Here is a 22,698-nt window from a genome sequence, read left to right as displayed (position 1 = left end):
GTCAGGCCGGTGCGGGCCCGGTCACGCGGACCGGGCCCGGCCGCTCAGTCGATGGTGAACCGGGGACGGTCGTCGTCCTGTCGCTCGGGGAGCGCCGCGCCGGTCCCCATCTCCACGAGCCCCTCGTAGAAGCCCCGGCCGGCGGCTCCGTCGTCGTCGGACTCCTCGGCGCTGGTGAAACCGGCGGTGCGTACGGCGTCGATGTCCTCGCCCTTGCGCGGCCGGCCCTTCTTGGTGTTCCGGCGCTTGATCCGGTCCTGGAGCTGGTTCGGGTTCTCCAGAACGGGGAGCCCGAGGCCCGGCGCGCTCTGCCCGGTGGCGGCGGTGTACGCGCCGCGCGCGAAGGTGGTGCAGTTGTACGTGGCCAGGTTGTAGTCGTGGTTCTGGTTGTCCTTGATGTACTGCTTCAGCCGCCCGTACTGCTCGGCGTCGAGATCCGCCGTGAACTTGCTGCTCGCGTACTCGGGCGAGTCCTGCGCCATGTTGACGTACCCCGGCACCGTCTTGAGCGGCGCGCTGCGGTCGAAGGCCCCCTCCTGCGGATAGAAGCCGAACGTACTGACCGTCTTCTCGGCCCCGCCCACCTGCTTGTAGACGGCGATCCAGGCATGCCCGAACTCGCGGCCCAGCAGGTAGCCGGGCTGATGGCTGCGGGCCGCCTTGCTGACCTGGATCTGCAGCTGGTACCTCGTTCCCGCGGGCGCGGCCTCCGGCGCGGCCGCCGCCGTAGCCGAGGCCTCCGCCGTGCCCGAGGCCTCCGCCGTCACGGGAGGCGCGTCCGCGCGCTGCACGGAGCCGGCACCGGCACCCGCCGCGGCGCCGCCCGCCGTCCCGTACATCCCCAGGTCGGGCAGTCCGCCCTGGGCCATCCGGCGGCCGTTCTCGGCCGAGCTGCGCTCGAACCGGTCACCCTTGTCGGACACGCTGACGCCGCTGCCGTCGGCCGATCCCGCCACCGGCCCCATGGCCTGCTGGTGGACATGGTCGATCTCGTGGAACATCGTCTCGTCGTCCAGGGAACTCCGGCTCACGACGATGTCCGAGCCGGTGGTGTAGGCGAGCGCGCCGTACTCCTTCGCCGACTGCTGCGCCACCGGGCCGGAGTGGACGCGCACATGGCCGAAGCCCATGCCGTACGCCTGCTCCGCCTTGTGCTGGATGCGCGGCGCCAGCGGTTCGCCCGGCGAGCCGATCGCGTCGAACACCGAGGACCTGCGCTGGACGGCGGGCACATCGGCGGCACGGCGCTGCACCGCCTGGTCCGCGTGGTCCGGCTGCTCCTGGTGTCCGCAGTCGGGCCCGTGCTGATGGCGGGCGGCCTGGATCGCCCGGGTCGTCGCGGCGTTCCCGGCGGTGCGTTGCAGGGCGGCCAGGGACGGCGGACGGCCGGCGGAGGGCGCCGCCGGGCGCACGGCGGCGCGGGCGGCACCCCGGTCGGCGGGCCCGCGGTCGTCCTGGTGTGCGTGCATGTGAGTGTGCCCCGTTCGGTAACCGGTCTCCCGTCCTACCCGGCCGTACCGGCGGCGGGGAAGGATCATCGGGGCAGTCCTGCGGGCAGCGGGAGGTGGCGCGTGCACACCGACTGCCCTTGCGGGCACCAAAGTTGCCCCCGAACAGGAACGGATGGACGTTTCGGGGACGAGCCTCGCGCGTGAGGGTGGGAGACGTTCCTGTCTCGTACCCCGAGGAGAGCAGAGCATGCCGTCCTACCTGTCGCCCGGCGTCTACGTCGAGGAGGTGGCCAGCGGCTCGCGCCCCATCGAGGGGGTGGGTACGTCGGTGGCGGCCTTCGTGGGCCTGGCCCCGACCGGTCCGCTGAACGAGCCGACTCTGGTGACCAACTGGACGCAGTACGTGGCGGCCTTCGGTGAGTTCACCGACGGGTACTACCTCGCGCACTCCGTCTACGGCTTCTTCAACAACGGTGGCACGGCGGCGTACGTCGTCCGTGTCGGCGGCTCGCACGAGGGCGCGGCTGCTGCCGGCGCTCCGGCGGCCGTGGGGAGCTCGGCCGCCCCGGCCGCGCTGCCGCCCGGCGAGGCCAAGCAGCTCGGCACCTTCACCGTCAGCGCGATGGCCTCCGGCGACCTGAGCGTCGAGGTCGCCGACCCGGAGGGCGAGGGCCCCGCCGAACGCTTCAAGCTGGTCGTCAAGGACGGCGGCAAGCCCGTCGAGACCTTCGACGTGACCGCGAAGAAGGGTGGCCGCAACTACGTCGTCACCCAGGTCAAGGAGCGCTCCAAGCTCATCACCGTGACCGAGGCCGCGCCCGCCGCGCAGCTGGCCCGTCCGGAGAACCAGACGGTGGCCCTCGTGGCCCCCGCCCCTGCCCCGGCGTCCGCGCCCCCCGTCGCGGACGCCGGCTCGCACCCCGGCCCCGCCCAGTACCTCGGCGACTCGGCCGACCGCACCGGCTTCGGCGGCCTGGAGGCCGTCGACGAGGTGTCCATGGTGGCCGTGCCCGACCTGATGGCCGCCTACCAGCGCGGCGCGATCGACCTGGAGGCCGTCAAGGCCGTCCAGCTCGGCCTGATCGCGCACTGCGAACTGATGGGCGACCGGGTCGCGGTCATCGACCCGCCGCCGGGCCTCAACGCCCGCCAGATCCGGGTCTGGCGCCAGGAGACGGCCGGCTACGACTCCAAGTACGCGGCCCTGTACTACCCCTGGATCAAGACCTTCGACCCGGCCTCCGGCACCTCCCGGCTGATCCCGCCGTCCGGCCACGTGGCCGGCGTCTGGGCCCGCAACGACGCCGAGCGCGGTGTCCACAAGGCCCCCGCGAACGAGGTCATCCGCGGCGCGGTCGACCTGGAGCTGCAGATCACGCGAGGCGAGCAGGACCTGCTCAACCCCATCGGCGTGAACTGCATCCGCGCCTTCCCCGGCCGCGGCATCCGCATCTGGGGCGCCCGCACCCTCTCCTCCGACCCGGCCTGGCGCTACCTGAACATCCGCCGGTACTTCAACTACCTGGAGGAGTCGATCCTGATCGGCACCCAGTGGGTGGTCTTCGAGCCCAACGACCACAACCTCTGGGCCCGCATCCGGCGCAACATCTCCGCGTTCCTGGTCAACGAGTGGCGCAGCGGCGCGCTGTTCGGGCAGCGGCCCGAGGAGGCGTACTACGTCAAGTGCGACGAGGAGACCAACCCGCCGGAGTCGGTCGACGTCGGCCGCGTGATCTGCGAGATCGGCATCGCGCCGGTCAAGCCCGCCGAGTTCGTGATCTTCCGGCTGGCGCAGTTCTCCAGCGGCAGCGGCGAACTCCAGGAGTAGCGGACCCCCGGGTCCCAACCCCCTTGTTTACCAGGCACTTTGAGAAGAACGGGCAGTAACAGAGATGAGTCTCCAGCCGGGTGACGCCCTCACATCGCATAATTTCGGTCTGCAGATCGACGGCGTGATGGTCGAGTACCTCGCCGAGGTCAGCGGCCTGTCGATGGAACAGGACGTCATCACCTACCAGCAGAACACGCCGGACGGGAAGAACCACGTCCGCAACCTGCCGGGCGTGAAGAAGAACGGCACCTGCACGGTCATACGCGGTATGACCCAGTCGTCCTCGTTCACCCAGTGGATCAACGAGTCGATCAACGGCCAGATGGCCACGGCCCGCAAGAACGCCACCATCATCATGATGGACTTCCAGAACACCCCGGTGAAGCGCTACAACCTGCGCAACGCCTGGTGCAGCAAGATCGACACCAGCACGGTCAAGGCGGGCGAGGCGTCGGCGCTGACCGAGTCGGTGACCATCACGTTCGAAGAACTGGTCATCGAGTAATGAGGCGTTCGGCCGGCAGAGCCGGGAGCGTGGGGGCGCCGACCGCAGCTGAGGTGGCGGCGCCCCCGGTCTCCCCGCAACCGGAGGCGCCCCGCGAGGTGCTGCGCACGGAGTTCCCGTTCCAGCTGCCCCGGGGGTACGTCGACGAGCAGGGCACGGTCCACCGGGACGGCGTGATGCGCCTGTCGACGGCCCGTGACGAACTGATCCCGCTCCGGGACGTCCGGGTGCAGGAGAACCCGGCGTTCCTGTCGGTGGTGCTGCTGGGCCGGGTCATCACCCGGCTCGGCACGCTCCCCCTCATGCACGACGGGATCGTGGAGAACATGTTCGCCTCCGACCTGGCGTTCCTGCAGGACTTCTACCGCCAGATCAACGCGGAGGGCCACACCCGGGCCGCGGTCAACTGCCCGCACTGCTCGGAACCCTTCGAGGTGGAACTCGGCGGGAGCCGCCTGGGGGAATCGTGACGTACGCGACCGACCGGCTGCACGAGGAGATCGCGTACGTCGCCTACCACTTCCACTGGGGCCTGGAGGACATCCTGGATCTGGAGCACGCGGACCGCCGCCGCTTCACGACCGAGATCGCCTCCCTGGTGACCCGGGCGTCGGAGGGCTGATCGGTGGGTTTGCGGGATCGGATACGAGGACGTCGGGCCGAGGCCTCCGCGGCGGCTCCGGCCGAGGTTTCCGCGGTGCCTCCGGCCGAGGTTGCCGCCGAGGCGCCGCGTCCCGTGGTGGCGGCGGCCTGGCCTGGGCTGCCGCCGATCCAGCGTGCGCTGGGGACGGGCGGACCGGTCGCGGACCCGGGGTTCGGCGGACGGCTGCCGACCTGGCAGAACCCGTCGTTCATGGGCATGCGCTCGCACGCGGTCCTGGACGGCGAGTCCAGCGCGGGTCTGGCCGGTCGCGGACTCGTAGGGATGACCGGGGCGGGGGCTGCGCCGGGGCTCGAACGCCCGGCGGGGTCACTGCCGTTGGCGGCGCCGACGGGGTCGACAGGGGCGACGGCGGGTGGCCGGGGCCCGACGGTTCCGGTGGTGCCGCTGCGGGCGGTCGGGAGCGGATCGGCGGGGTCGGCGGGTTCCGTCGGTCCTACGGGTTCGGCAGGGCCTACGAGTTCGGTGGCGCCGGCGGTGCAGCGGGTGCCGTTGGCGGGGCGGGGTGGTGCCGCGCGCGGCGGTGGTCCGCGCAGTGGTGCTTCGCGCGGTGGTGCCTTGCACGGTGGTGCCTCACGTGGTGGTACGGCCGCGGGGACGCCGGGGGTGGTGCGGAGCGGGGCCGGCCTGCCGTTGCCGCAGACCCCGTCGGCCACCGGGCCGGTGCCCTCCGCGGAGGGGGAGGGACGGCGGGCCGCGCCCGCTGTCCAGAGATCGGCCGCGTCGGCGAGTGCTGCTCCGGGGGCGACTTCGGGAGCGGGTGCAGGTGCGGCTTCGGGCGCGGGCGTGTCCTCCGCGCTCCCTTCGGTACCGGCGGCGGTGCCGGTGGCGGTGCCGGTGGCCTGGGCTCCGCAGCCGACGCCGACAGCTCCCGCTCCGGTCACCGGGCCGCGGGTCGCACCGGCACCTCCGGTCCGGCCTCGCCGCAGCGCGCTGACGCATGCGCCGGCGAGTACGTCGGCGACGGCCGTACAACGGCGGACGCTGCCGTCGGCGCCGAGTGCGCCGGCAGCCGAGGGTGCGGTGACGGCGTCGGGCGAGGGCGACCGAGCGGGGGGTGGGACGACGGGGGACCGGGGCGTACAGCGGGCCGTCGGGGGTGCCGAGCCGATGCCGGTGGGCGGGAGCCGACCGGGTCCGGGCGCTGATGCCCCTACGGCCTCCGGTACTGCTTCGCACGCGCCCCGGGACGCCGCCGCCGTACAGGGGCCGGCACCTGCCGTCGTCGTACAGCGCCGCTCCATGTCCGGTGCCGGACTGCCGACGGCCCGGCCGAGTGGGTCGGTTCCGGCTCCGGGGCCCTCCGCACCCGCATCCCCTACGACCACTGCCCGTACGGCGCCCACGTCTTCCACGCCTCCCACGACCCCCTCGGTATCCGCAATGCCCCCGGCTCCCACGGGGCCCGCTGCTCCCGAATCGGCCGCACCGCCCGCCGTGCCCCCGGCCACCGGCGGGCCTTCCGGCATGTCCGGCGGCGGGACGCAGGCCGCCCCTGTGCAGCGGCGCTCGGTGAGCGGTGACCCGGGCCCCGGCCGTGCGCCGGGTTCTCCGGCCGCACCCGGCAGCGCGGGGACGCCCCCGACGCAGTCGCCCTCCAGCGCCGAAGCGGTCCCCGTGCAGCGCAGCACGGCCACCGGCTCGCCCGCCGCCCCGCACACATCGGCGCCGAAAACCGGTCGTACGGCGGCGAGTCCGGCTCCGTCGCCCCTGACCGGCTCGGCCGCCGGCCTCGACTCCGCAGCCGCCGCACCTGCTTCGCCCAGCACCGGAACCACGCCCCCTGCCCAGCGCGCCCCGGTCGCGAGCGGTGGGCGTGAGGCGGCTGTGCAGCGACGGGTGACGGAGAGCGCGGCCGCCCCCGATGTCGTACCGGAAGCGCCCCTTCCGGCAGAGCAAGGCGCTGCACCGGCCGTACCGAAGCCGCCGAGTGTGCCCGACCAGGCCACCGCGACCGGCACTTCGAGGGCGGCTCTGCCCTCGCCTGCTCCCGTGCAGCGACGGGCGGCGAAGAGTGCGGCCGCTCCCGACGCCGTGCGGGAGACGCCCGGTCGGGCGCCGGAAGCCATGCCGGACGCGCTGCCGCTGCCACCGCGTGAGCCCAACCCCGCCGCATCGAGCGGCACTTCGACACCCACACCCGCACCGGCTTCCGCTCCCTCTGCCTCTCCCTCACCCTCTCCCGTCCGGCATACCGCGACCACGCCCGGCGCCCTTCGATCGGGCCTCGGTGCCCCCGTCGCGCGTCCGGCGGGGGGTGGCCACACGGCGCCCGTGCAGCGGCGGGGAGCCGGGTCGGATCAGACGCCGCCGCGTCCGGGTGAGCACGGGCAGCCTGCCCCGGCCGGCCCTTCCGCGACGGCCTCCCCTGCTCCCTCTCCCGCTCCCGTACAGCGTGCCGCCACGCCCCGCGCTACTCCCCGACTCGGTCTCGGCGCCCCTCTGGCGGGTCCGGCGGCGAGCGGAGTTCCCGGGACGCCCGCGGCGGGAAGCGGCCGCGAGGCGTCCGTACCGTCCGTAGCGTCCGTTCAGCGGCGGCAGGCGACGAGCGGTCCGGGAGAGCGGCCGACCGCCGTCCCCCACCCGGCGCCCGAGGCGTCCGGTCGCGGACCCGGGACGGCCATGACCGGCCTGCCGACCACGACGTCCGCCCCCGAGCCCGCCGCCCGACCCGTACCGGCCGGTCCCGAGTCCGCTGCCCGGCCCGCACCGGTCGGCCCCTCGGCCACGCCGCCGTCTCTTCCTCTTCCCCCGGCCCCTCCCTCTCCGCCCGGGCCGCCCGCTGCCACCGGCCCAGGCCACCAGGCCCCCGTGCAGCGCCGCGCCCAGTCGCCCCTCCCGGCGACCGCGACCGCCCCGTCGGCTGCTCTTCCCTCTTTTGTTCCCCCCTTCGTGCAGCGAGCCGCAACTCCCCACACTCCTCTGCCGGTTCAGCCGCGTACCGCGACCGCGGCCAAGGCCAAGGCCACGACCGCGACCCCCACCCCCCGCCCCGTCCCCCTCCGCCCCGCCACCGCCTCCACCCCCACCGCGGTCACCTCCCTCTCCTCCACCCCCGTCTCCTCCGCCACCCCCCTTCCCGTGGCCCCCCTCAACCCGCCCACGGTCCAGCGCAACGCCCTCACCACCTCGCTCCCCCTGGACCTCCCCACGGCCTCCTCCTTCTTCAAGAAGGCCCCGGTCACCGATACGACCACCGCCACCCGCCCCGAGGCCCCCCTCACCAAGGCCCACACGCCGCCGCCACCGACGCCATCGCCTCTCCCGCCCTCCGGCGACCCGCCGCCCCCCGCGTACACCGCCGCCGCCTCCACCGATGACGACGACCCGCCCGGGTACTCGGCGATCGAGGACGGCGGCTTCGATCCCGGCGCTCTCACCGAGTACCAGGTCGACGCGCTCGTCCACCGGATCATCGACCGCATCACCCGGCACGTCCGCACCGAACTCCGCCGCGACCGCGAACGCGTGGGCAAGCTCCGCGACTTCCGTTCCTGAACCCCGCCCGCCCACCACCCCCCTCCACAGAAAGGCCCCCGATGGCTCGCCAGGACCCGGGAACCACGATCTGGTTCAGCCTCTCCATCGACGGCGAGAGCCTCGGTTACTTCAACGGGTGCGAGGGGCTGTCGTCGCAGGTGGAGATCGAGCGCCGGCAGGAGGGCGGCAACAACGGCTTCGTGTGGCAACTGCCCACCCGCGTCACCTTCTCCACCATCCGGCTGACCCGTCCGCTCACCCCGGACACCTCCAAGGTCGCGAAGTGGATCTCCTCCGTGCAGACCGGTATCAAGCGGCCCACCGCCCAGATCACCGCCCTGCGCGCCGACGGCTCGGAGGTCGCCCGCTGGGGTCTCCTCGACGTCCTCCCCGTGAGCTGGCAGGGCCCCTCCCTGGACCCGGCCAGCCCCGCCGTGGCCAACGAGGTCCTGGAGATCACCCACCACGGATTCACGGACTGAGCGAGAGCCGAGACGGGACGAGAGACGAGACGAGAGAGCGGAACTAGACATGGCCAGCAGCAGCCGGGGCGCCGGCAAGAGCCTCGTGCGCGCCACCCTGGAGATCCACCAGCCCCCGCCGAGCGGCAGCCGTACCCCCGGCGCTCTCATCAAGTCCTTCCACTTCGACTTCAACCCGGCGCAGCTCTCCATCGGCCGCCGCGCCGACTGGAAGGCCTCCTACGCGCCCATCGAACGCGACGGCCCGCTCCCGGAGTTCCTCGGCGCGCACCCCCGGCAGATGGGTGTGGAGATCTTCCTGGACTCCTCCGACGACCCGGGCGACAACTCGGTGCTCAAGAAGGTCGAGTCGCTGCTGACCTGCTGCGAGGTCACCAGCCAGAGCATCGCGAACAAGCGGCCGTCGCCGCCCTGGGTGGTCTTCGAGTGGGGCTCGTTCTCGACGGCCCGGTTCACGGCGTACGTCGCCTCGGTCGACGCGTCCTACACGCTGTTCGGGACGAGCGGGATGCCCATCCGGGCCACCTGCCGTCTGCAACTCCAGGAGATCCCGACCAAGACCCCCGGGCAGAACCCCACCTCCGGCGCCCTCACCGCACAGCGCGTGCACCGGGTGGTCGCCGGGGACTCGCTGCAGGCGCTGGCCTGGCGGGAGTACGGCGACGCGTCCGCCTGGCGGGCGATCGCCGACGCGAACGGGATCGACGACCCGAACCGGCTGCCCACCGGGACGGAACTCGTGCTGCCTGCCGCCGAGGAGGTGCGGCACTGATGGTGAAGTACGCCTACTCGAACATCATCAAGGTGACCATCGACGGGACGGACCTGAAGTCCGACCCCGAGTGGGGGTCCGCGCTGGTGGACGCCCACATCGACCAGGGCGTCGGCGTGCCCGCCGCCTTCCAGCTGACCTTCCGCGACAAGGACCGCAAGCTCTTCGGCGACCTGGGCGTCAAGTTCGGCAGCGACGTGGTGCTCACCCCGATGACCGACGGCCAGGACACCGGGGGCCCGCTGCTGACCGGCGAGGTCACCGCGATGGAGGCCGAGTACGACGGCACCGGCAGCTACGCCGTGATCCGCGGCTACGACAAGGGCTTCCGGCTGATGCGCCAGCGCCGCGTGGTCGCCTACCGCAACCAGACCGCGGCCGACATCGCCCGCAAGCTGGCCGGGCAGGACGGGGTGCCGATCGGCCGGATCGACGCGACGAAGACCGTCTACGAGTTCATCAGCCAGAGCAACGTCACCGACTGGGACTTCCTGGCCAGGCTCGCCGACGAGAACGAGATGGTCATGTCCATCGACGCGAAGGGCAAGTTCCAGTTCGTGGAGCCGAAGGACGCCTCCGGGGCGCCCTCGCCCAGCACGGACGGCGACAAGAGCCCCTTCGTCCTGGAGGCCGGGCACGACATCCTGCGGCTGCGTTCCGCCGTCACCGCCGCCGACCAGGTCGCCAACGTCGAGTCCCGCGGCTGGGACGTGACGACGAAGAAGACGCTCACCGCGACCTCGAAGGCGAGCGACAACAAGGGGTACAGCATCGGCTCCTCCCCCAGCGACGCCTACGCCAAGTTTCCGACGGCCAAGCTGGTGGAGACCCGTACCCCCTACGACAAGCAGTCCGAGGTCAAGTTCGCGGCCGCCGCCCTCTCCGACGACGTGACGTCCGGGTTCGCGGAGGTCGAGGTCGTGGTCCGCGGCAATCCGCAGCTGCGGCCCGGCGTGCCGGTCGCGCTCAAGGACGTGGGCACGCCCTTCGCGGGCAAGTACACGGTCACCTCGGTACGGCACGTCTTCGGCGACTCCAAGCACTACGAGACCTGGGTGACGGTCAGCGGCCGCCAGTGGCGGTCCCTCTACGGCGTCGCCTCCGGGGGCGGCGGTACGGACGCCGGCTCCGACCGGCAGCTCAGCGTGGCCCCGGCCCTCGTCACCGATGTGAAGGACCCGCTCCAGCAGGGCCGGGTGAAGATCAAGTTCCCGTGGCTGGACGACAACTACGTCAGCGACTGGACCCGGACCGTGCAGTACGGCGGGGTCCGGGGCGGCGGGACGTTCCCGATGGACGTCGGCGACGAGGTGCTGGTCGCCTTCGACCGGGGCGCCCTGGACCACGCCTACGTCATCGGCGGCCTCTACAACGGCAAGGACAAACCGACCCGGGTCCGCGACGTACCGCTCCACAACGCGCGCGGTCGCGCCACCCGGCACACCTTCTCCGACCGGCACGGCAACCGCATGGACCTGCTCGACCAGCAGGCCCGCAAGGAAGGCGTCCGGCTGGCCAGCGGCGACGACAAACTGACCGTCTTCCTCGACCGGTCCAAGACCGAGATCACCGTGACCAGCAGGGGCGATGTCTCCATCAAGGGGAACAAGTCGGTGTCGATCGACGCCGGCACCGATCTGTCCCTGAATTCGAAGGGCCCGCTCAGCATCAAGAGCGTCGGACCGCTGACCATCCAGAGCCAGGAGTTCGTCGACATCTCGGCCACGGCCGGCGTGGTCTCCGTGCGGGCCCTGGACGTGCTGAACCTGATGGCGACCGGCATCGTCAACCTCAACGCCGAGGGCGCGGTGCAGATCGGGGCCATCGCCGACGTGAGCATCAAGGGCGCCACGGTGCCGATCCTGGGCGTCCTGACCAACAACGGCATGCCCGTGATGGTGATCCCGGCATGAGCGGGCGCCACGACTTCCCCGAGGGGCGGGTGCGGGACTGATGGCAGAGCAATTCGTCGGCTCCGGATGGTCGTTCCCGTTGCGCATCGGGCCCACCGGCGGTATCGCCCTGGTCAGCGGCGAGAAGGAGGTCGAGGAGGCCATCCGCCTCGTGCTGTCCACGGCCCCCGGTGAGCGGCCCATGCGCCCGGAGTTCGGCTGCGCCATCCACGACCTCGTCTTCGCGCCGGTCAACGAGCAGACCGCCGGCCGTATCCAGCACGAGGTGTACGCCAGCCTCGACCGCTGGGAGCCGCGGATCGAGGTCGAGGACGTCGAGGTCAGCACCGGCGCCGATCCGAGCGTGCTGATGATCGACGTCCGCTACTCGGTCCGCGGCACCAACAACCCGCGCAGCCTGGTCTTCCCGTTCTACGTCATCCCCTCCCACGACGAGCCGGACCTGCCCCCCGCCGCCCCGGACTCCTCGGAAAGCGACCGCTGATCCCCGATGGCCCTGCCCTCCCCGAACCTCGACGACCGACGCTTCCAGCAGTTCGTCGACGACGCCAAGCGTTACATCCAGCAGCGCGCCCCGGAGTGGACCGACCACAACGTCTCCGACCCCGGCATCACCCTGGTGGAGACGGTCGCGCACATGGCCGACCAGATCGTGTACCGCCTCAACCGGGTGCCGGAGAAGAACCACCTGGCCTTCCTGGACCTGGTCGGCATCACGCTCTTCCCGCCGTCGGCGGCCCGCACGGACGTGTCGTTCTGGCTGTCGGCGGCCCAGGAGGAACCGGTGCTCGTGCCGGTCGGCACGGAGGTGGCGACCCGCCGCACCGAGACGCAGGAGGCGGTGGTGTTCGCGACCGAGCGCGAACTGACCATCGTGCCGAGCGAGTTGCGGCACCTGCTGCGGCAGCAGCAGGGCGCGGCCGTCGTCGACCTCACCAACGAACTCGCCGAGGGAAAGGACCTGTTGTGCTTCACCGAGGCCCCGAACCCCGGTGACTGCATGCTGCTCGGCCTGTCCGCGGCCGTCCCGCACTGCGCGGTCGCCCTCGACCTGGACAGCCGGGTCGACGGCGTCGGCGTGGACCCGCGGCAGCCGCCGCTGGTGTGGGAGGCGTGGACGGAGGACGGCTGGCAGGAGTGCGAGGTCGACCGGGACGGCACCGGCGGTCTCAACCGCCCCGGCGAGGTCGTGCTGCACGTGCCCGGCGGCCATGTGCTGTCCCGCAACGGCGGCCTGGAGGCGAGCTGGCTGCGCTGCCGGGTCACCGAACCCCTCGCCGACCAGCCCTTCTACACCACGTCCCCCACGGTCCGGTTCGCCGAGGCCTGCACGATCGGCGGCACGACCGGCGTCGTCCACGCGGAGACCGTCGAGGACGAGGCGCTCGGCGAGTCCACCGGCCTGCCCGGCCAGCGTCTGCGGCTCACCCACACCCCGGTCGTCGGCGACACCCCGCCGCTCCTCCTCCAGACCGCCGAGCACGACGGCGAGGGCTGGCTGGACTGGCAGGTCGTCCCGCACTTCGCCGCGTCCGGCCCGGACGACCGCCACATCATCCTCGACGCGACCACCGGCGAGATCGCCTTCGGCCCCGCGGTCCGCGAACCGGACGGCTCGCTGCGCCAGTACGGCACGGCGGCCCCGAAGGGCGCGGTCATCCGGGCCCGCCGCTACCGCACGGGCGGCGGCCGGGACGGCAACGTGGCGCGCGGCGCCGTACAGATCCTGCGCTCCTCCATCCCGTACATCTCGGAGGTCGTCAACCGCGAGGCCGCGCGCGGGGGAGTGGACGGCGAGACGGTCGCCGAGGCCAAGGTCCGCGCCCCCATCACCCTGCGCGCCCAGGAGCGGGCGGTGACCCTGCGCGACTACGAGGAGCTGGCCCGCCGCGCGGCCCCGGAGACGGCCCGGATCACCTGCCTGGAGGGCGAGGAGAGCGAGCACGGGGCGTACGCGGTACGGGTGCTGGTGGTGCCGCAGGCGGTGGCCGACCCCGGCGGCCGGCTCCGCTTCGAGCAACTCGTGCCCGGGGACGCCCTGTTGGACCGCATCACCCGTTACCTGGACGAACGCCGCCTGATCGGCACGAGGCTGGCCGTGGGGCCGCCCTTCTACCAGGGCGTCACCGTGGTCGCCACGCTGCACGCCTTCCGCGGGGTGGACGTCGACCGGGTCCGCCGCCAGGCCCACGACGCCCTCTACCGCCACCTCGACCCGCTGACCGGCGGGGCGGACGGCAAGGGCTGGCCGTTCGGGCGCCCGGTGCAGTCCGGCGAGGTCTTCGCGGTGCTGCAGCGCGTGCCCGGCGTGGAACTCGTCGACGAGGTCGTCCTGCACCCCGCCGACCCCCTCACCGGCAAGCGCGGCGACCCGACGGACCGCATCGACCTGGACGCCCCCTCGCTCGTCTTCTCCTACGACCACCGGGTCCGGGTGATCGGCGAATGATCCGCAACCGCCCGGCAGGAGGCGTCCGTTGAGAGGCTCGATCGACGGCCTGGGCTCCTCCGTCCCCATCGGCCCGATGCTCCCGGCGGTCTTCGCCGACGACGACCTGGCACTGCGTTTCGTCGCGGGCCTGGACGACGTGATCGCCCCCATCCCGAACGTCCTCGACTGCCTGCCCACCTACTTCGACCCGGCCCTGGCCCCCCTGGACTTCGCGGAGTGGCTGGGCACCTGGGTCGGCGCGGAGACGGACGGCACGGAACCGGAACCCCTGCTCCGCGCCGCCGTGGCCGCGGCCGCGTACCTGCACCGCATCCGGGGCACGCGCAGGGGCCTCTCCGAGGCCGTCCGGCTGGCCTTCGGCGCGGCCCCGGAGATCACGGAGAGCGGCGGCGCGACCTGGAGCGCGCGTCCGCTGGGCGCCTTCCCCGGCACCCCGCGCCCCCACCTCCACGTCCACCTCACGCTCCCGTCGCCCACCCCCGCCGACGAGGTCCGCCTGGAACGCCTCGTGGCCGCCGCCCGCCCCGCTCACATGCCTTACACGGTCCAGGTGACCGCGTCCGCCGAAAGGAACCCCCAGCGATGACGACCAACCGGAACTGCACGGAGTGCGGCACGGTCGCAGAACCGGGCCAGTCCTTCTGCGACGCGTGCGGGGCGGTACTGAGCTGGACGGGCATCAGAGAACAGCCCGGCCAGGCCCCGACACCCCCCGAACCGGCGGCCCCCGCGAACTCCGGTGCCCCGTCCCCCGGCTGGGACGCCTTCGCCCCCAGAGACGCCGCCGGCACCGCCCTCCCCCACGCCCAACGCGCAAACCTCCTGGGAACGGCCACGACAGCGCCCCCCCAGCCCCACGGCGACTTGCCGGGAACGGCACCGACAACGCCCCGCCAGGGACGCGGGGACTTGCCGGGAACGGCACCGACAACGCCCCTTCAGGCCCACGGCGACTTGGCAGGAACGGCCACGACAGCGCCCCGTCAGGGGCGCGGGGAACTGCGCGACCAGCCCCCACAGCCCGGCACTGCGACGACGGCGGAAACCACCCCCATCCCCACGCCCACCCCACAGGGCGCCGCTCCGCAGGACGACGCCCACGACCGCGCCCGCCGCCTCCTCATCCCCGTAACGGAACCCACCCCCACCCCGGCGCCCCCCACCGTCGCCCCCGTCCTCCCCGGCCGCCCCACCCCCCAACGCCCCCAGACCGTTCAAGCCCCCGGCGAAGACCTCGGCGCCCACGGCGGCACCCCCTGCCCCTGGTGCGCCACCCCCAACCGCCCCGACCGCCACTTCTGCACCCGCTGCGCCATGCCCATGGCCGGCGACGGCAACACCGGCCCGTCGGCCCCCCGCCCCTGGTGGCGCCGCATCCTCGACTTCCGCAACAGGGAGACCCCCTGGGCAGGCGACCGCCCCCGCCTGCGCCGCGCCTTCGACCGCGTGCTCACCTGGATCGTCGCCGCCGTCGTCCTCACGCTCGTCACGGTCCTGGCGATCAACACGCCGAAGGCGATCAGCGCCACCCGCGACCACTTCGCCAAGCGCTCCCAGGTCTTCCCGGACCGCGTCAGCGCGTCCCGCTCCTACGCGGGCCACAAGCCGGACCTGGCCTTCGACAAGCTGAACAACACCTGGTGGGGCCCGGGCGTGGTCCAGGGCGGCGAGGGCAACTGGGTCGAGGCCCGCTTCGACGAACCGACCCGCCTCCTGAACGTGATCATCTCGTCCGGCGAGTCGACCCACAACGAGCAGCTCAAGGCGTCGGCCCTGCCGCACCGTCTGAAGGCGACCATCAAGACGTCCGACAACAAGACCGAGACCCGCGAACTGGTCCTCGACCAGACGCTCGGCACCCAGACCCGGGACTTCCGCGCGGCGAACGTCATCTCCGTCCGCTTCACGATCGAGTCGTCGTACCAGGCCTCGGCGAAGACCCAGGTGGCCATCGCCGAGATCGAGTTCTTCAGCCCGTCGAGCGCGGGCTCCTCCTGATCGAGCCGGGATCGAGCCCTGATCGGGTCCTGATGAGGAGCGGCCGGGCTAGCCCCTCATCAGGGCTCGGTAGACGGCCGCGGACCTGGGGTTGTCCCGGCAGGTCCACACCCCGTGCGGGCAGTAGTCGGTGAGGGTCTGGTACAGCGGGCGGTTGGCCGCGAACCACTCCAGCATGCCCCGCAGATACGCCGGATCGTCCCCGTTCTCGAACAGCCCCCACTCCGGGTACGAGACGGGTTTGCCGTGGGCCCGGGCGAAGTCGACCTGGGCCCGCAGCCCGTACTCCTCGGTGACCTGCTCCTCGAAGGACAGCCCGCGCGGGGAGTCGTAGGCGTCCATCCCGATGACGTCCACGAACCGGTCCCCGGGATAGCAGGCGGTCCACGGGATCGCGTCCCGCCCCCGGTTGGGCGCGAAGTCGAACCGGAACCGGGCGCCGGGCACCGACCGCATCGCCGTGACGATCCGCACCCAGTACTCCTTCCAGGAGACCGGGTCCGGCTCGCAGCGGTGGGTGTACGTCACCCCGTTCATCTCCCAGCCGAGGACGACGACGGTGTCCGGCGCGCCGACCGCCACCAGCCGCCGGGCCAGCGCCCGGAAGTGGCCGTCGTACGACCCGCCCGCCCCGAGCCGCAGCTGGCGCCGCACCTCGGCGTCGGACACATGGTCCTCCGTCCGTTCCAGCATCGGCACGTTGAGGACGAGGAGCCGGTCCGGCTCGGCCCGCCGCCACCGCGCCCACAACCGTACGAAGTCCGGGGCGCCCTCGATGTTCCGCCACACGTCCCCGGGCAGGTAGGTGTGCCCGACCCGGGGTTCGTCGTGCCCGAGCCAGGCGCCGAGGGCACTCACCCGCCGTACCCCTGCGCCGTCGTAGCCGACGTACGCCCCGAAGGGCCCGGGGGCGGCGGGCCGCGGGGTCTCAGGACGGGAGACCGGCAGCAGCAGGAGGACGGCCATCGTGATGAGGAGGACGAACCTCGGGCGAGCCATGGGGTGCAGTCTGGTCGTTCCGGGGCACTGTCGGGGGCTGTGCGGGGATCTTCGAACTTTGTGCGATCCCCGCCGGATCGCCGGGGATCGGTACCCCGTGCGCCCGCAGCCACGGCAGCGGCGGGATCGCGGAACCCATGGACGGGGTGGTGCGGACCTCGAAGTGGAGGTGGGGGCCGGTCGCGTTGCCGGTCGCACCGGCGGCGCCGACGCGCTGGCCCGCCGAGACGTCCTGCCCGGGGCGGACCTCGATGAGGGAGAGGTGGGCGTACTGGGTGTAGTACCCGTCCGGATGCTGTACGACGACCTGGTTGCCGAAGCCGTCCCCGCAGGTCGCGGTCACGACCCGGCCGGGTCCGACGGCGTACACGGGGGTGCCGGAGTCGACCGCGAAGTCCTGGCCGGTGTGCCGGTGTTTCCAGTGGGAGCCCTGGGCGGCGTAGCCGGCGGAGAGCCGGTAGCCGACGGTCGGCGCGGTCCAGCCGGAGGCACCGATCTCGACGCCGGCCTCGGTGCGGCTCGCGGTGCCGCTCGTGGTGCCGGACCCGGTGCCGGTCCCGGTGCCGGTCCCGGTCCCGGCGCCGGCCGGGGTGCCGCTCTCGGTTCCCGCCGCCGTTCCCCCCGCGGTTCCCCCTGTGGTGCCGGCCGCCGTTCCCCCCGCGGTGCCGGCCGTGGTGCCGGTCTCGGGCGGCGGCGGGGTGCTGGGCGTGCCGAAGGCACAGGACTCGGGGCTGGTGGCGGCCTTCGCGGGCGTGGTGAGGAACGCGCCGGTGAGCAGGAGGACGAGGGCGGCGGTGAAGAGTCGTAGATCATCCGTTCGCATCTTCGGATCCTCGGACGAACGGCCGCTCCCGGGGCGGTCCCACGCGCCCGGAGCCGCGACTTTCGCCCGTTCGGGTCCGCCGGGCACGGCGATCTGAACGGACGCCCACGACCCGCCCGTACCACCGGGCACGTCAGCGTTCGTCCGCAGATCGGAGTCCCCCGTGAACGCATCCGCAGCCATCGGCGTGACCGGCCTGGGCGTGATGGGCCGCAACCTGGCCCGGAACTTCGCCCGGCACGGTTACCCGGTCGCCGTCCACAACCGCACCCCCGCCCGCACCCGCGCGCTGGTCGAGGAGTACGGGGACGAGGGCAGCTTCGTCGGCGCCGAGACGGCCGCCGAGTTCGTCGCCGCCCTGGAACGCCCCCGCCGGATCATGATCATGGTGCAGGCGGGCGCCGCCACCGACGCCGTCATCGACGAGTTCGTGCCGCTCCTCGAACCCGGTGACATCGTCATCGACGGCGGCAACGCCCACTTCGCCGACACCCGCCGCCGCGAGGCCGCGCTGCGCGAGAAGGGCCTGCACTTCGTCGGCGTGGGCGTCTCCGGCGGCGAGGAGGGCGCGCTCAACGGGCCGTCCATCATGCCAGGCGGCTCCGCCGAGTCGTACGCCGTGCTCGGGCCGATGTTCGAGGACATCAGCGCGAAGGTGGGCGGCGAGCCGTGCGCCACGCACGTCGGCGCGGACGGCGCCGGGCACTTCGTGAAGATGGTCCACAACGGCATCGAGTACGCCGACATGCAGCTCATCGCCGAGGCGTACGACCTGCTGCGCCAGGTCGGCGGGTACGCGCCGGCCGAGATCGCGGACATCTTCCGGGAGTGGAACGGCGGCCGGCTCGGCTCCTACCTCATCGAGATCACCGCCGACGTCCTCGCCCACGTCGACGCCGCCACCGGCGCCCCCTTCGTCGACGTCGTCGCCGACGCGGCCGGGCAGAAGGGCACCGGGCGCTGGACCGTGCAGACCGCGCTGGACCTGGCCTCGCCGGTCACCGCGATCGCCCAGGCGACGTTCGCCCGTGCCGCCTCCGGCCGCGGCGCACTGCGTGCCGCGTACGCCGGGCTGCCCGGCGGCACCACACCGCCGCTCAGCGCGACCGAGGCCGACCGCTTCGCGTCCCGCGTCGAACACGCCCTCTACGCCTCGAAGGTCATCGCCTACGACCAGGGCTGGACGATGATCCAGGACGCGGCGGCCGAGTACGGCTGGAAGATCGACCTCGGCGCGGTGGCCCGGATCTGGCGGGGCGGCTGCATCATCCGCGCGTCCTTCCTCGACCGGATCCGCGCGGCCTACCGGGCCGACCCGGACCTCGTCAGCCTGCTGGCCCAGGAGGAGTTCGCGAAGGAGATCACCGACGCGCAGGTGCCGTGGCGCGAGACCGTCGCGTCGGCGGCCCGCCGGGGCATCCCGGTCCCGGCGTTCTCGGCGGCCCTGTCCCACTACGACACCCTCCGCGCCGACCGGCTCCCGGCGGCCCTCCTCCAGGGCCAGCGCGACTACTTCGGCGCGCACACCTACCGGCGGACGGACCGGGAGGGCACCTTCCACACCCACTGGGCGACAGAGGGCCGCCCGGAAACCGAGGGCTGAGCGGTTTTTGGGGGCGCGGGGAACTGCGCGACAAGCCACGACGGCGCCGCGGACGGCTGAGCACCGTTTGCCCCGCGGCGGTCCGTTGTGGCCGGTCGCGCAGTTCCTCCCCCAGCCTTCGGCCGGGGGTACCCCCAGCGCCCCTTACGGGGCTCTCACGGCCTCCGCCGGAGGCACCCGCAGCGCCCTTCTCGTCGGCAGCTCAACAGTCACGTACGCCGTCACCACCACCGTCGCCGCGGCAGCGGGCAGCAGCCACCCCGGCCCCGCCGGCCACGGCCGGTCCAGGAAACCCTGGCCCAGCAGCACCAGCGGCAGCGCGGACAGCGCGGCCCCCGACACCAGCGCGGCGACCGCGATCACCCCGGCCTCCCGCCGCATCATCGCGAGGATCTGCCGCGGTGTCGTGCCGACCAGGCGCAACGCGGCGATCTCCGTGCGGCGCTGGGCCGTCGCCGCGACCAGCCGGTTGGCGATGCTGAGCAGCAGATAGCCGAGCAGGACGACGATGACGGCGAGGTTCACCCAGACCTCCGGCGGTGTGTCCGCGCCCGTGTCGGGGGCCGTGTCCGAGAGGGCGAGGCCGGGACGCGCGGCGGCCAGGGCCGTGAGCCCGCGCTCGGCCGTGGCCGTGCCGTCGGTGCGGACGAGGACGCTCTGGTCGAGGCCGGACGTGGTGTGCCCGGCGGCCAGGTCGCGGGAGAGGACGACCGGGCCGAAGCCGAGCCCGCGGTCGTAGACGGCCACCACCGTCGCCTCGACGGGCGCGCCGTCGCCGAGGAACAGCTTGATGCGGGCGCCCAGTCGGGCATCACGCGGCCCCGCCACCTCGCTGCTGACGGCGACCGTGGCGCCGGTCAGGCCGGACACGCTGCCCTGTGTCACCCCGAGGTCGAGGACGTCCTTCGCGGCCGGGGTGAGGATCAGCGCGGAGGCGGACTCGGTCTCGGTGTCGTCGAACATGCGGTACGGCCAGACCACCGTGGTCGTACCGACCGGTGCCGCCGCCCGTACCCCCGGCAGCCGCCGTACCGCGGACAGCGTGTCCGTCGGCAGCCCGCCCAGCGCGGGCGCGCTCAGCCGGTACCCGGCCGTCGTCCCGGTCCGCGTGTCGTCCGCGGTCGCGGCCAGCACCGTGGTCTGCGCGAGCGTGTACGTCAGCACGAACACGACGGCCATGGCGAGCGGGCTGATCACTCCGGTGACGCGCTGGGCGTACGCCCGTACGTTGGACAGCGCCAGCCAGGTCGGCGCGGACACCCCGGGGCGCAGCCGTCGTACGGCCGCCTCGCCCGCCGCACGGACCAGCGCGGGGCCCGCCAGCGCCAGGCCGATCGCGGCGACGATGCCCGCGATGGAGGTGGCGGAGGCGCCGATCAGGGTGCGTTGCAGCAGCGGGGGGACGGACAGGACGAGGGAGACGGCCATCAGGAGCAGGCCCGCGACCGTACGGGGCCTGGACGGGGTGCGGGGTTCGCTGCGGGACTCGGCGACCGCTTCGGTGGCCGGCATCCTAGAGGTGCGCCAGGCCGCGCAGCGGGCCGCGAACCGGACGGTCGCGACGAGGAGCAGGATCGCGGCCAGGGCGGGCAACGGGCTGAAGGTGAGCGGGAGTTGGGGCGGCAGCACGTCCCGGTGGACGAGGAGCGCGCGGAAGCGGTCGGCGAGGAGGTAGCCGAGGGCGATGCCGGGCACCAGGGCCGCGGCCGTCACCGCCGTCGACTGGGCGGCCGCCAGCCGGCGGATCTGCCGCGGTGTCGCCCCGACCGCGCGCATCAGCGCCAGGTCCCGGCGCTGGCCCGCGATCGCCACGCCCAGCGCGCCCGCCGTGACGAACCCGGTGATCAGCAGGACGATCCCGGCGAGCGAACCGGAGAGCAGCACGAGGAGCGAGCGCGCCGAGCCGACGCCCGGGGCCACGGCCACGCCCCGCCCGGCTCCGGTGAGCACCTTCAGCCCGGTGCCGGCGACCGCCTCCCGGACCTCGGAGGCGACCCGCTCCTCGGCTCCGGGGGCGGTGCGCAGGCCTATGAGGTCGACGGTGCGGACGTTCTCGTGGAGTTGTGCCGCCGTCCGGTCCGAGAAGTAGATCCCCGCGCCGGTGGCGTGCACCAGGGCGGTCACCCGGTAGGCCGTGGCCGTACCGCCGTTCGCGGTGACGTGGACCCGGTCGCCGACCGCCAGGCCGGTCGAGGCGTCCACCGCCAGCTCGGTCGCGTCCGACGGGGCCCGGCCCTCGATGCGCGGGTCGGCGAGCAGCTTCGTCGAGGACCAGCCGTGGCCGGCCGCCGCCGGGTCCTGGTCGGCGACCGGGACGAGGCGGCCCTGCGGGTCCGTCAGCGCGGCCGGGAAGCCCAGGTCGCCGACCGCCGCCGTGACGCCGGGCAGCCTCGCCAGGCGGGCGGTGAGGCCGGCCGGGACGGTGGCCCGCTCGGGCAGGGCGATCGGCAGGTCGCCGGGCGGGTGGTACTCCTGGTCGGCGGCGACCACGACGGCCGCGCCGCCGAGCCGGCCGGGCGGCAGCTGGGAGCGCAGGCCGGACTCCGCCAGCACACCCGTGGCGGTGATCAGGGCCGCGCCGCCGAGGACCGCGCAGGCCACGGCGAGCAGCGAGGCGATCCGGTGGGCGGCCATCCGAAGGGCGAAGTGCAGCATGATGTTCAGTGCTCTCCCAACGCGGCCAGACGGGCCGCCAGTTGGGAGGCCATGGGGTGGTCCATGGCCTCGACCACCCGGCCGTCGGCCATCACCAGCGCGGTGTGGGCGCGGGCCGCGGCGGCCGGGTCGTGGGTGACCATGACGACGGTCTGGCCCAGGTCGTCGACGAGGGCCCGGAGCAGGTCGAGGACCTGGTGGGCGCTGCGCAGGTCGAGCGCGCCGGTCGGTTCGTCGGCGAAGACGACCGTGGGGCGGGTGGCCAACGCCCTGACCAGCGCGGCCCGTTGCTGCTGGCCGCCGGAGAGTTCGGCGGGGCGGTGGTGGAGGCGGTCGGCCAGTCCCACCCGTTCGACCAGGGTGCCGATCCAGTCCCGGTCGGGGCGGCGGCCGGCCAGCCGCAGCGGCAGCGTGATGTTGTCCTCGACGGAGAGGGAGGGGATCAGGTTGTAGGCCTGGAAGACGAAACCGACGCGCTCCCTGCGGAGTTCGGTGCGCGCGGTCTCGTTCAGCCCGGCGATCTCCCGGCCGTCGATGCGGACGCTGCCCGAGGTCGGCGAGTCCAGTCCGGCCGCGCAGTGCATCAGCGTGCTCTTGCCGGAGCCGGAGGGGCCCATCACGGCGAGGAAGGTGCCGTGTTCCACGGTCAGCGACACGTCGTCCAGGGCCCGTACCCCGCCCGCGTACGTCTTGCCGACCCCCGCGAGCGCGATCGCCGGCGCCCGCCGGCCGGTGTCGACGCCGGTGCCGACGGCGGTCGCGTTCACCGGCGGCCTCGCAGCCGGCGCACGACCAGGGTGCCCGCGCTGAGCAGGGTCACCACTCCGCAGGCCACGTTCGCCCACGGGGTGACACCGCCGTACGACGTCGCCATGTTGGCGGCCGCGCTGAGCACCAGCAGGGACCAGAGCAGGGTGCGGGTGAGGTCCGCGCCGCCGCCCGGTTCCACCGCGGGCGGCGGCGGGCTGGAGAGTCGGTAGGGGTCGGTGCCGGCCACGGCTGCCTCCTGATGCGTCCTGCTACGGCTGTCACGGTTTCCTGGATCAGGAGACCGACGCTACGGACCGTGACCC

At 73.4% G+C, this 22,698-nt stretch carries 19 protein-coding genes; 13 read left to right on the top strand and 6 right to left on the bottom strand.

The genetic code is table 11. The annotated features are described in order from the left end of the window. Positions 1–44 precede the first annotated feature (44 nt). Positions 45–1,469, bottom strand: a complete 1,425-nt coding sequence (locus AB0D85_RS28700) for a DUF4157 domain-containing protein (protein WP_362326162.1) — start codon at positions 1,467–1,469, stop codon at positions 45–47. A gap of 229 nt (positions 1,470–1,698) precedes the next feature. On the opposite strand from AB0D85_RS28700, the gene AB0D85_RS28695 reads away from it, so the two are divergent. The 12 genes from AB0D85_RS28695 to AB0D85_RS28640 all read left to right on the top strand — a co-directional run bounded on the left by AB0D85_RS28695 (position 1,699) and on the right by AB0D85_RS28640 (position 15,545). Continuing rightward, positions 1,699–3,279, top strand: a complete 1,581-nt coding sequence (locus AB0D85_RS28695) for a phage tail sheath family protein (RefSeq protein ID WP_362326159.1) — start codon at positions 1,699–1,701, stop codon at positions 3,277–3,279. Positions 3,280–3,343: 64 nt separating this feature from the next. Continuing rightward, positions 3,344–3,787 (top strand): phage tail protein, encoded by a 444-nt coding sequence (locus tag AB0D85_RS28690; protein ID WP_355721173.1) that lies wholly within the window; start codon positions 3,344–3,346, stop codon positions 3,785–3,787. After that, entirely contained in the window at positions 3,787–4,257 is a 471-nt protein-coding gene (locus AB0D85_RS28685) for a hypothetical protein (RefSeq protein WP_362326156.1), read from the top strand. Before AB0D85_RS28690 ends, AB0D85_RS28685 begins: the two co-directional genes overlap by 1 nt. After that, positions 4,254–4,409, top strand: coding sequence for a DUF6760 family protein (locus AB0D85_RS28680; RefSeq protein ID WP_362326153.1), 156 nt, complete (start codon positions 4,254–4,256; stop codon positions 4,407–4,409). The genes AB0D85_RS28685 and AB0D85_RS28680 overlap by 4 nt, the downstream gene beginning before the upstream one ends. 2,931 nt (positions 4,410–7,340) lie before the next feature. Continuing rightward, positions 7,341–7,946 carry a hypothetical protein gene (locus AB0D85_RS28675; protein ID WP_362326149.1) on the top strand — a complete coding sequence of 202 codons (606 nt, stop codon included), beginning with the start codon at positions 7,341–7,343 and terminating at the stop codon, positions 7,944–7,946. Positions 7,947–7,987: 41 nt separating this feature from the next. Next, the gene (locus AB0D85_RS28670; protein ID WP_362326146.1) at positions 7,988–8,410 is read left to right on the top strand and encodes a phage tail protein; all 423 of its coding nucleotides are present in this window, start codon (positions 7,988–7,990) and stop codon (positions 8,408–8,410) included. 49 nt (positions 8,411–8,459) lie between these two features. Beyond that, positions 8,460–9,182 (top strand): LysM peptidoglycan-binding domain-containing protein, encoded by a 723-nt coding sequence (locus AB0D85_RS28665; protein ID WP_362326143.1) that lies wholly within the window; start codon positions 8,460–8,462, stop codon positions 9,180–9,182. Continuing rightward, positions 9,182–11,095 (top strand): VgrG-related protein, encoded by a 1,914-nt coding sequence (locus tag AB0D85_RS28660; protein ID WP_362326140.1) that lies wholly within the window; start codon positions 9,182–9,184, stop codon positions 11,093–11,095. Before AB0D85_RS28665 ends, AB0D85_RS28660 begins: the two co-directional genes overlap by 1 nt. Before the next feature lie 40 nt (positions 11,096–11,135). Further along, positions 11,136–11,579 (top strand): GPW/gp25 family protein, encoded by a 444-nt coding sequence (locus AB0D85_RS28655; protein WP_362326137.1) that lies wholly within the window; start codon positions 11,136–11,138, stop codon positions 11,577–11,579. A gap of 6 nt (positions 11,580–11,585) precedes the next feature. Then, positions 11,586–13,544 (top strand): putative baseplate assembly protein, encoded by a 1,959-nt coding sequence (locus AB0D85_RS28650; protein WP_362326134.1) that lies wholly within the window; start codon positions 11,586–11,588, stop codon positions 13,542–13,544. 28 nt (positions 13,545–13,572) lie between these two features. Then, positions 13,573–14,133, top strand: coding sequence for a phage tail protein (locus tag AB0D85_RS28645; RefSeq protein ID WP_362326131.1), 561 nt, complete (start codon positions 13,573–13,575; stop codon positions 14,131–14,133). Beyond that, on the top strand, positions 14,130–15,545 hold the full coding sequence (locus AB0D85_RS28640; protein WP_362326128.1) for a zinc ribbon domain-containing protein: 1,416 nt from the start codon (positions 14,130–14,132) through the stop codon (positions 15,543–15,545). The genes AB0D85_RS28645 and AB0D85_RS28640 overlap by 4 nt, the downstream gene beginning before the upstream one ends. A gap of 48 nt (positions 15,546–15,593) precedes the next feature. On the opposite strand, the gene AB0D85_RS28635 is transcribed toward AB0D85_RS28640, so the two are convergent. Together AB0D85_RS28635 and AB0D85_RS28630 are read right to left on the bottom strand one after the other, a co-directional pair. Further along, the gene (locus AB0D85_RS28635) at positions 15,594–16,544 is read right to left on the bottom strand and encodes a glycosyl hydrolase (RefSeq protein ID WP_362326125.1); all 951 of its coding nucleotides are present in this window, start codon (positions 16,542–16,544) and stop codon (positions 15,594–15,596) included. Then, on the bottom strand, positions 16,474–17,367 hold the full coding sequence (locus AB0D85_RS28630; RefSeq protein WP_362326122.1) for a M23 family metallopeptidase: 894 nt from the start codon (positions 17,365–17,367) through the stop codon (positions 16,474–16,476). The genes AB0D85_RS28635 and AB0D85_RS28630 overlap by 71 nt, the downstream gene beginning before the upstream one ends. A 163-nt stretch (positions 17,368–17,530) precedes the next feature. Between AB0D85_RS28630 and gndA the strand changes: the two genes are divergently transcribed. Then, positions 17,531–18,970 carry an NADP-dependent phosphogluconate dehydrogenase gene (gndA, locus tag AB0D85_RS28625; RefSeq protein ID WP_362326119.1) on the top strand — a complete coding sequence of 480 codons (1,440 nt, stop codon included), beginning with the start codon at positions 17,531–17,533 and terminating at the stop codon, positions 18,968–18,970. Positions 18,971–19,114: 144 nt separating this feature from the next. Here the strand turns inward: gndA and AB0D85_RS28620 are convergent, their stop codons facing one another. The 3 genes from AB0D85_RS28620 to AB0D85_RS28610 are packed head-to-tail and all read right to left on the bottom strand — an operon-like array spanning position 19,115 to position 22,622. After that, positions 19,115–21,625, bottom strand: coding sequence for an ABC transporter permease (locus tag AB0D85_RS28620; protein ID WP_362326116.1), 2,511 nt, complete (start codon positions 21,623–21,625; stop codon positions 19,115–19,117). 5 nt (positions 21,626–21,630) lie between these two features. Further along, the gene (locus AB0D85_RS28615) at positions 21,631–22,392 is read right to left on the bottom strand and encodes an ABC transporter ATP-binding protein (protein WP_362326113.1); all 762 of its coding nucleotides are present in this window, start codon (positions 22,390–22,392) and stop codon (positions 21,631–21,633) included. Then, positions 22,389–22,622 carry a hypothetical protein gene (locus AB0D85_RS28610; protein ID WP_362326110.1) on the bottom strand — a complete coding sequence of 78 codons (234 nt, stop codon included), beginning with the start codon at positions 22,620–22,622 and terminating at the stop codon, positions 22,389–22,391. Before AB0D85_RS28610 ends, AB0D85_RS28615 begins: the two co-directional genes overlap by 4 nt. Between the last annotated feature and the right edge of the window lie 76 nt (positions 22,623–22,698).

Origin of the sequence: Streptomyces sp. NPDC048277, from assembly GCF_040652235.1 — a bacterium.
In the GTDB taxonomy this organism is placed as follows: domain Bacteria; phylum Actinomycetota; class Actinomycetes; order Streptomycetales; family Streptomycetaceae; genus Streptomyces.
Note: the sequence above shows the minus strand (reverse complement) of the source record. Positions and strands in the feature narration are given on the sequence as shown.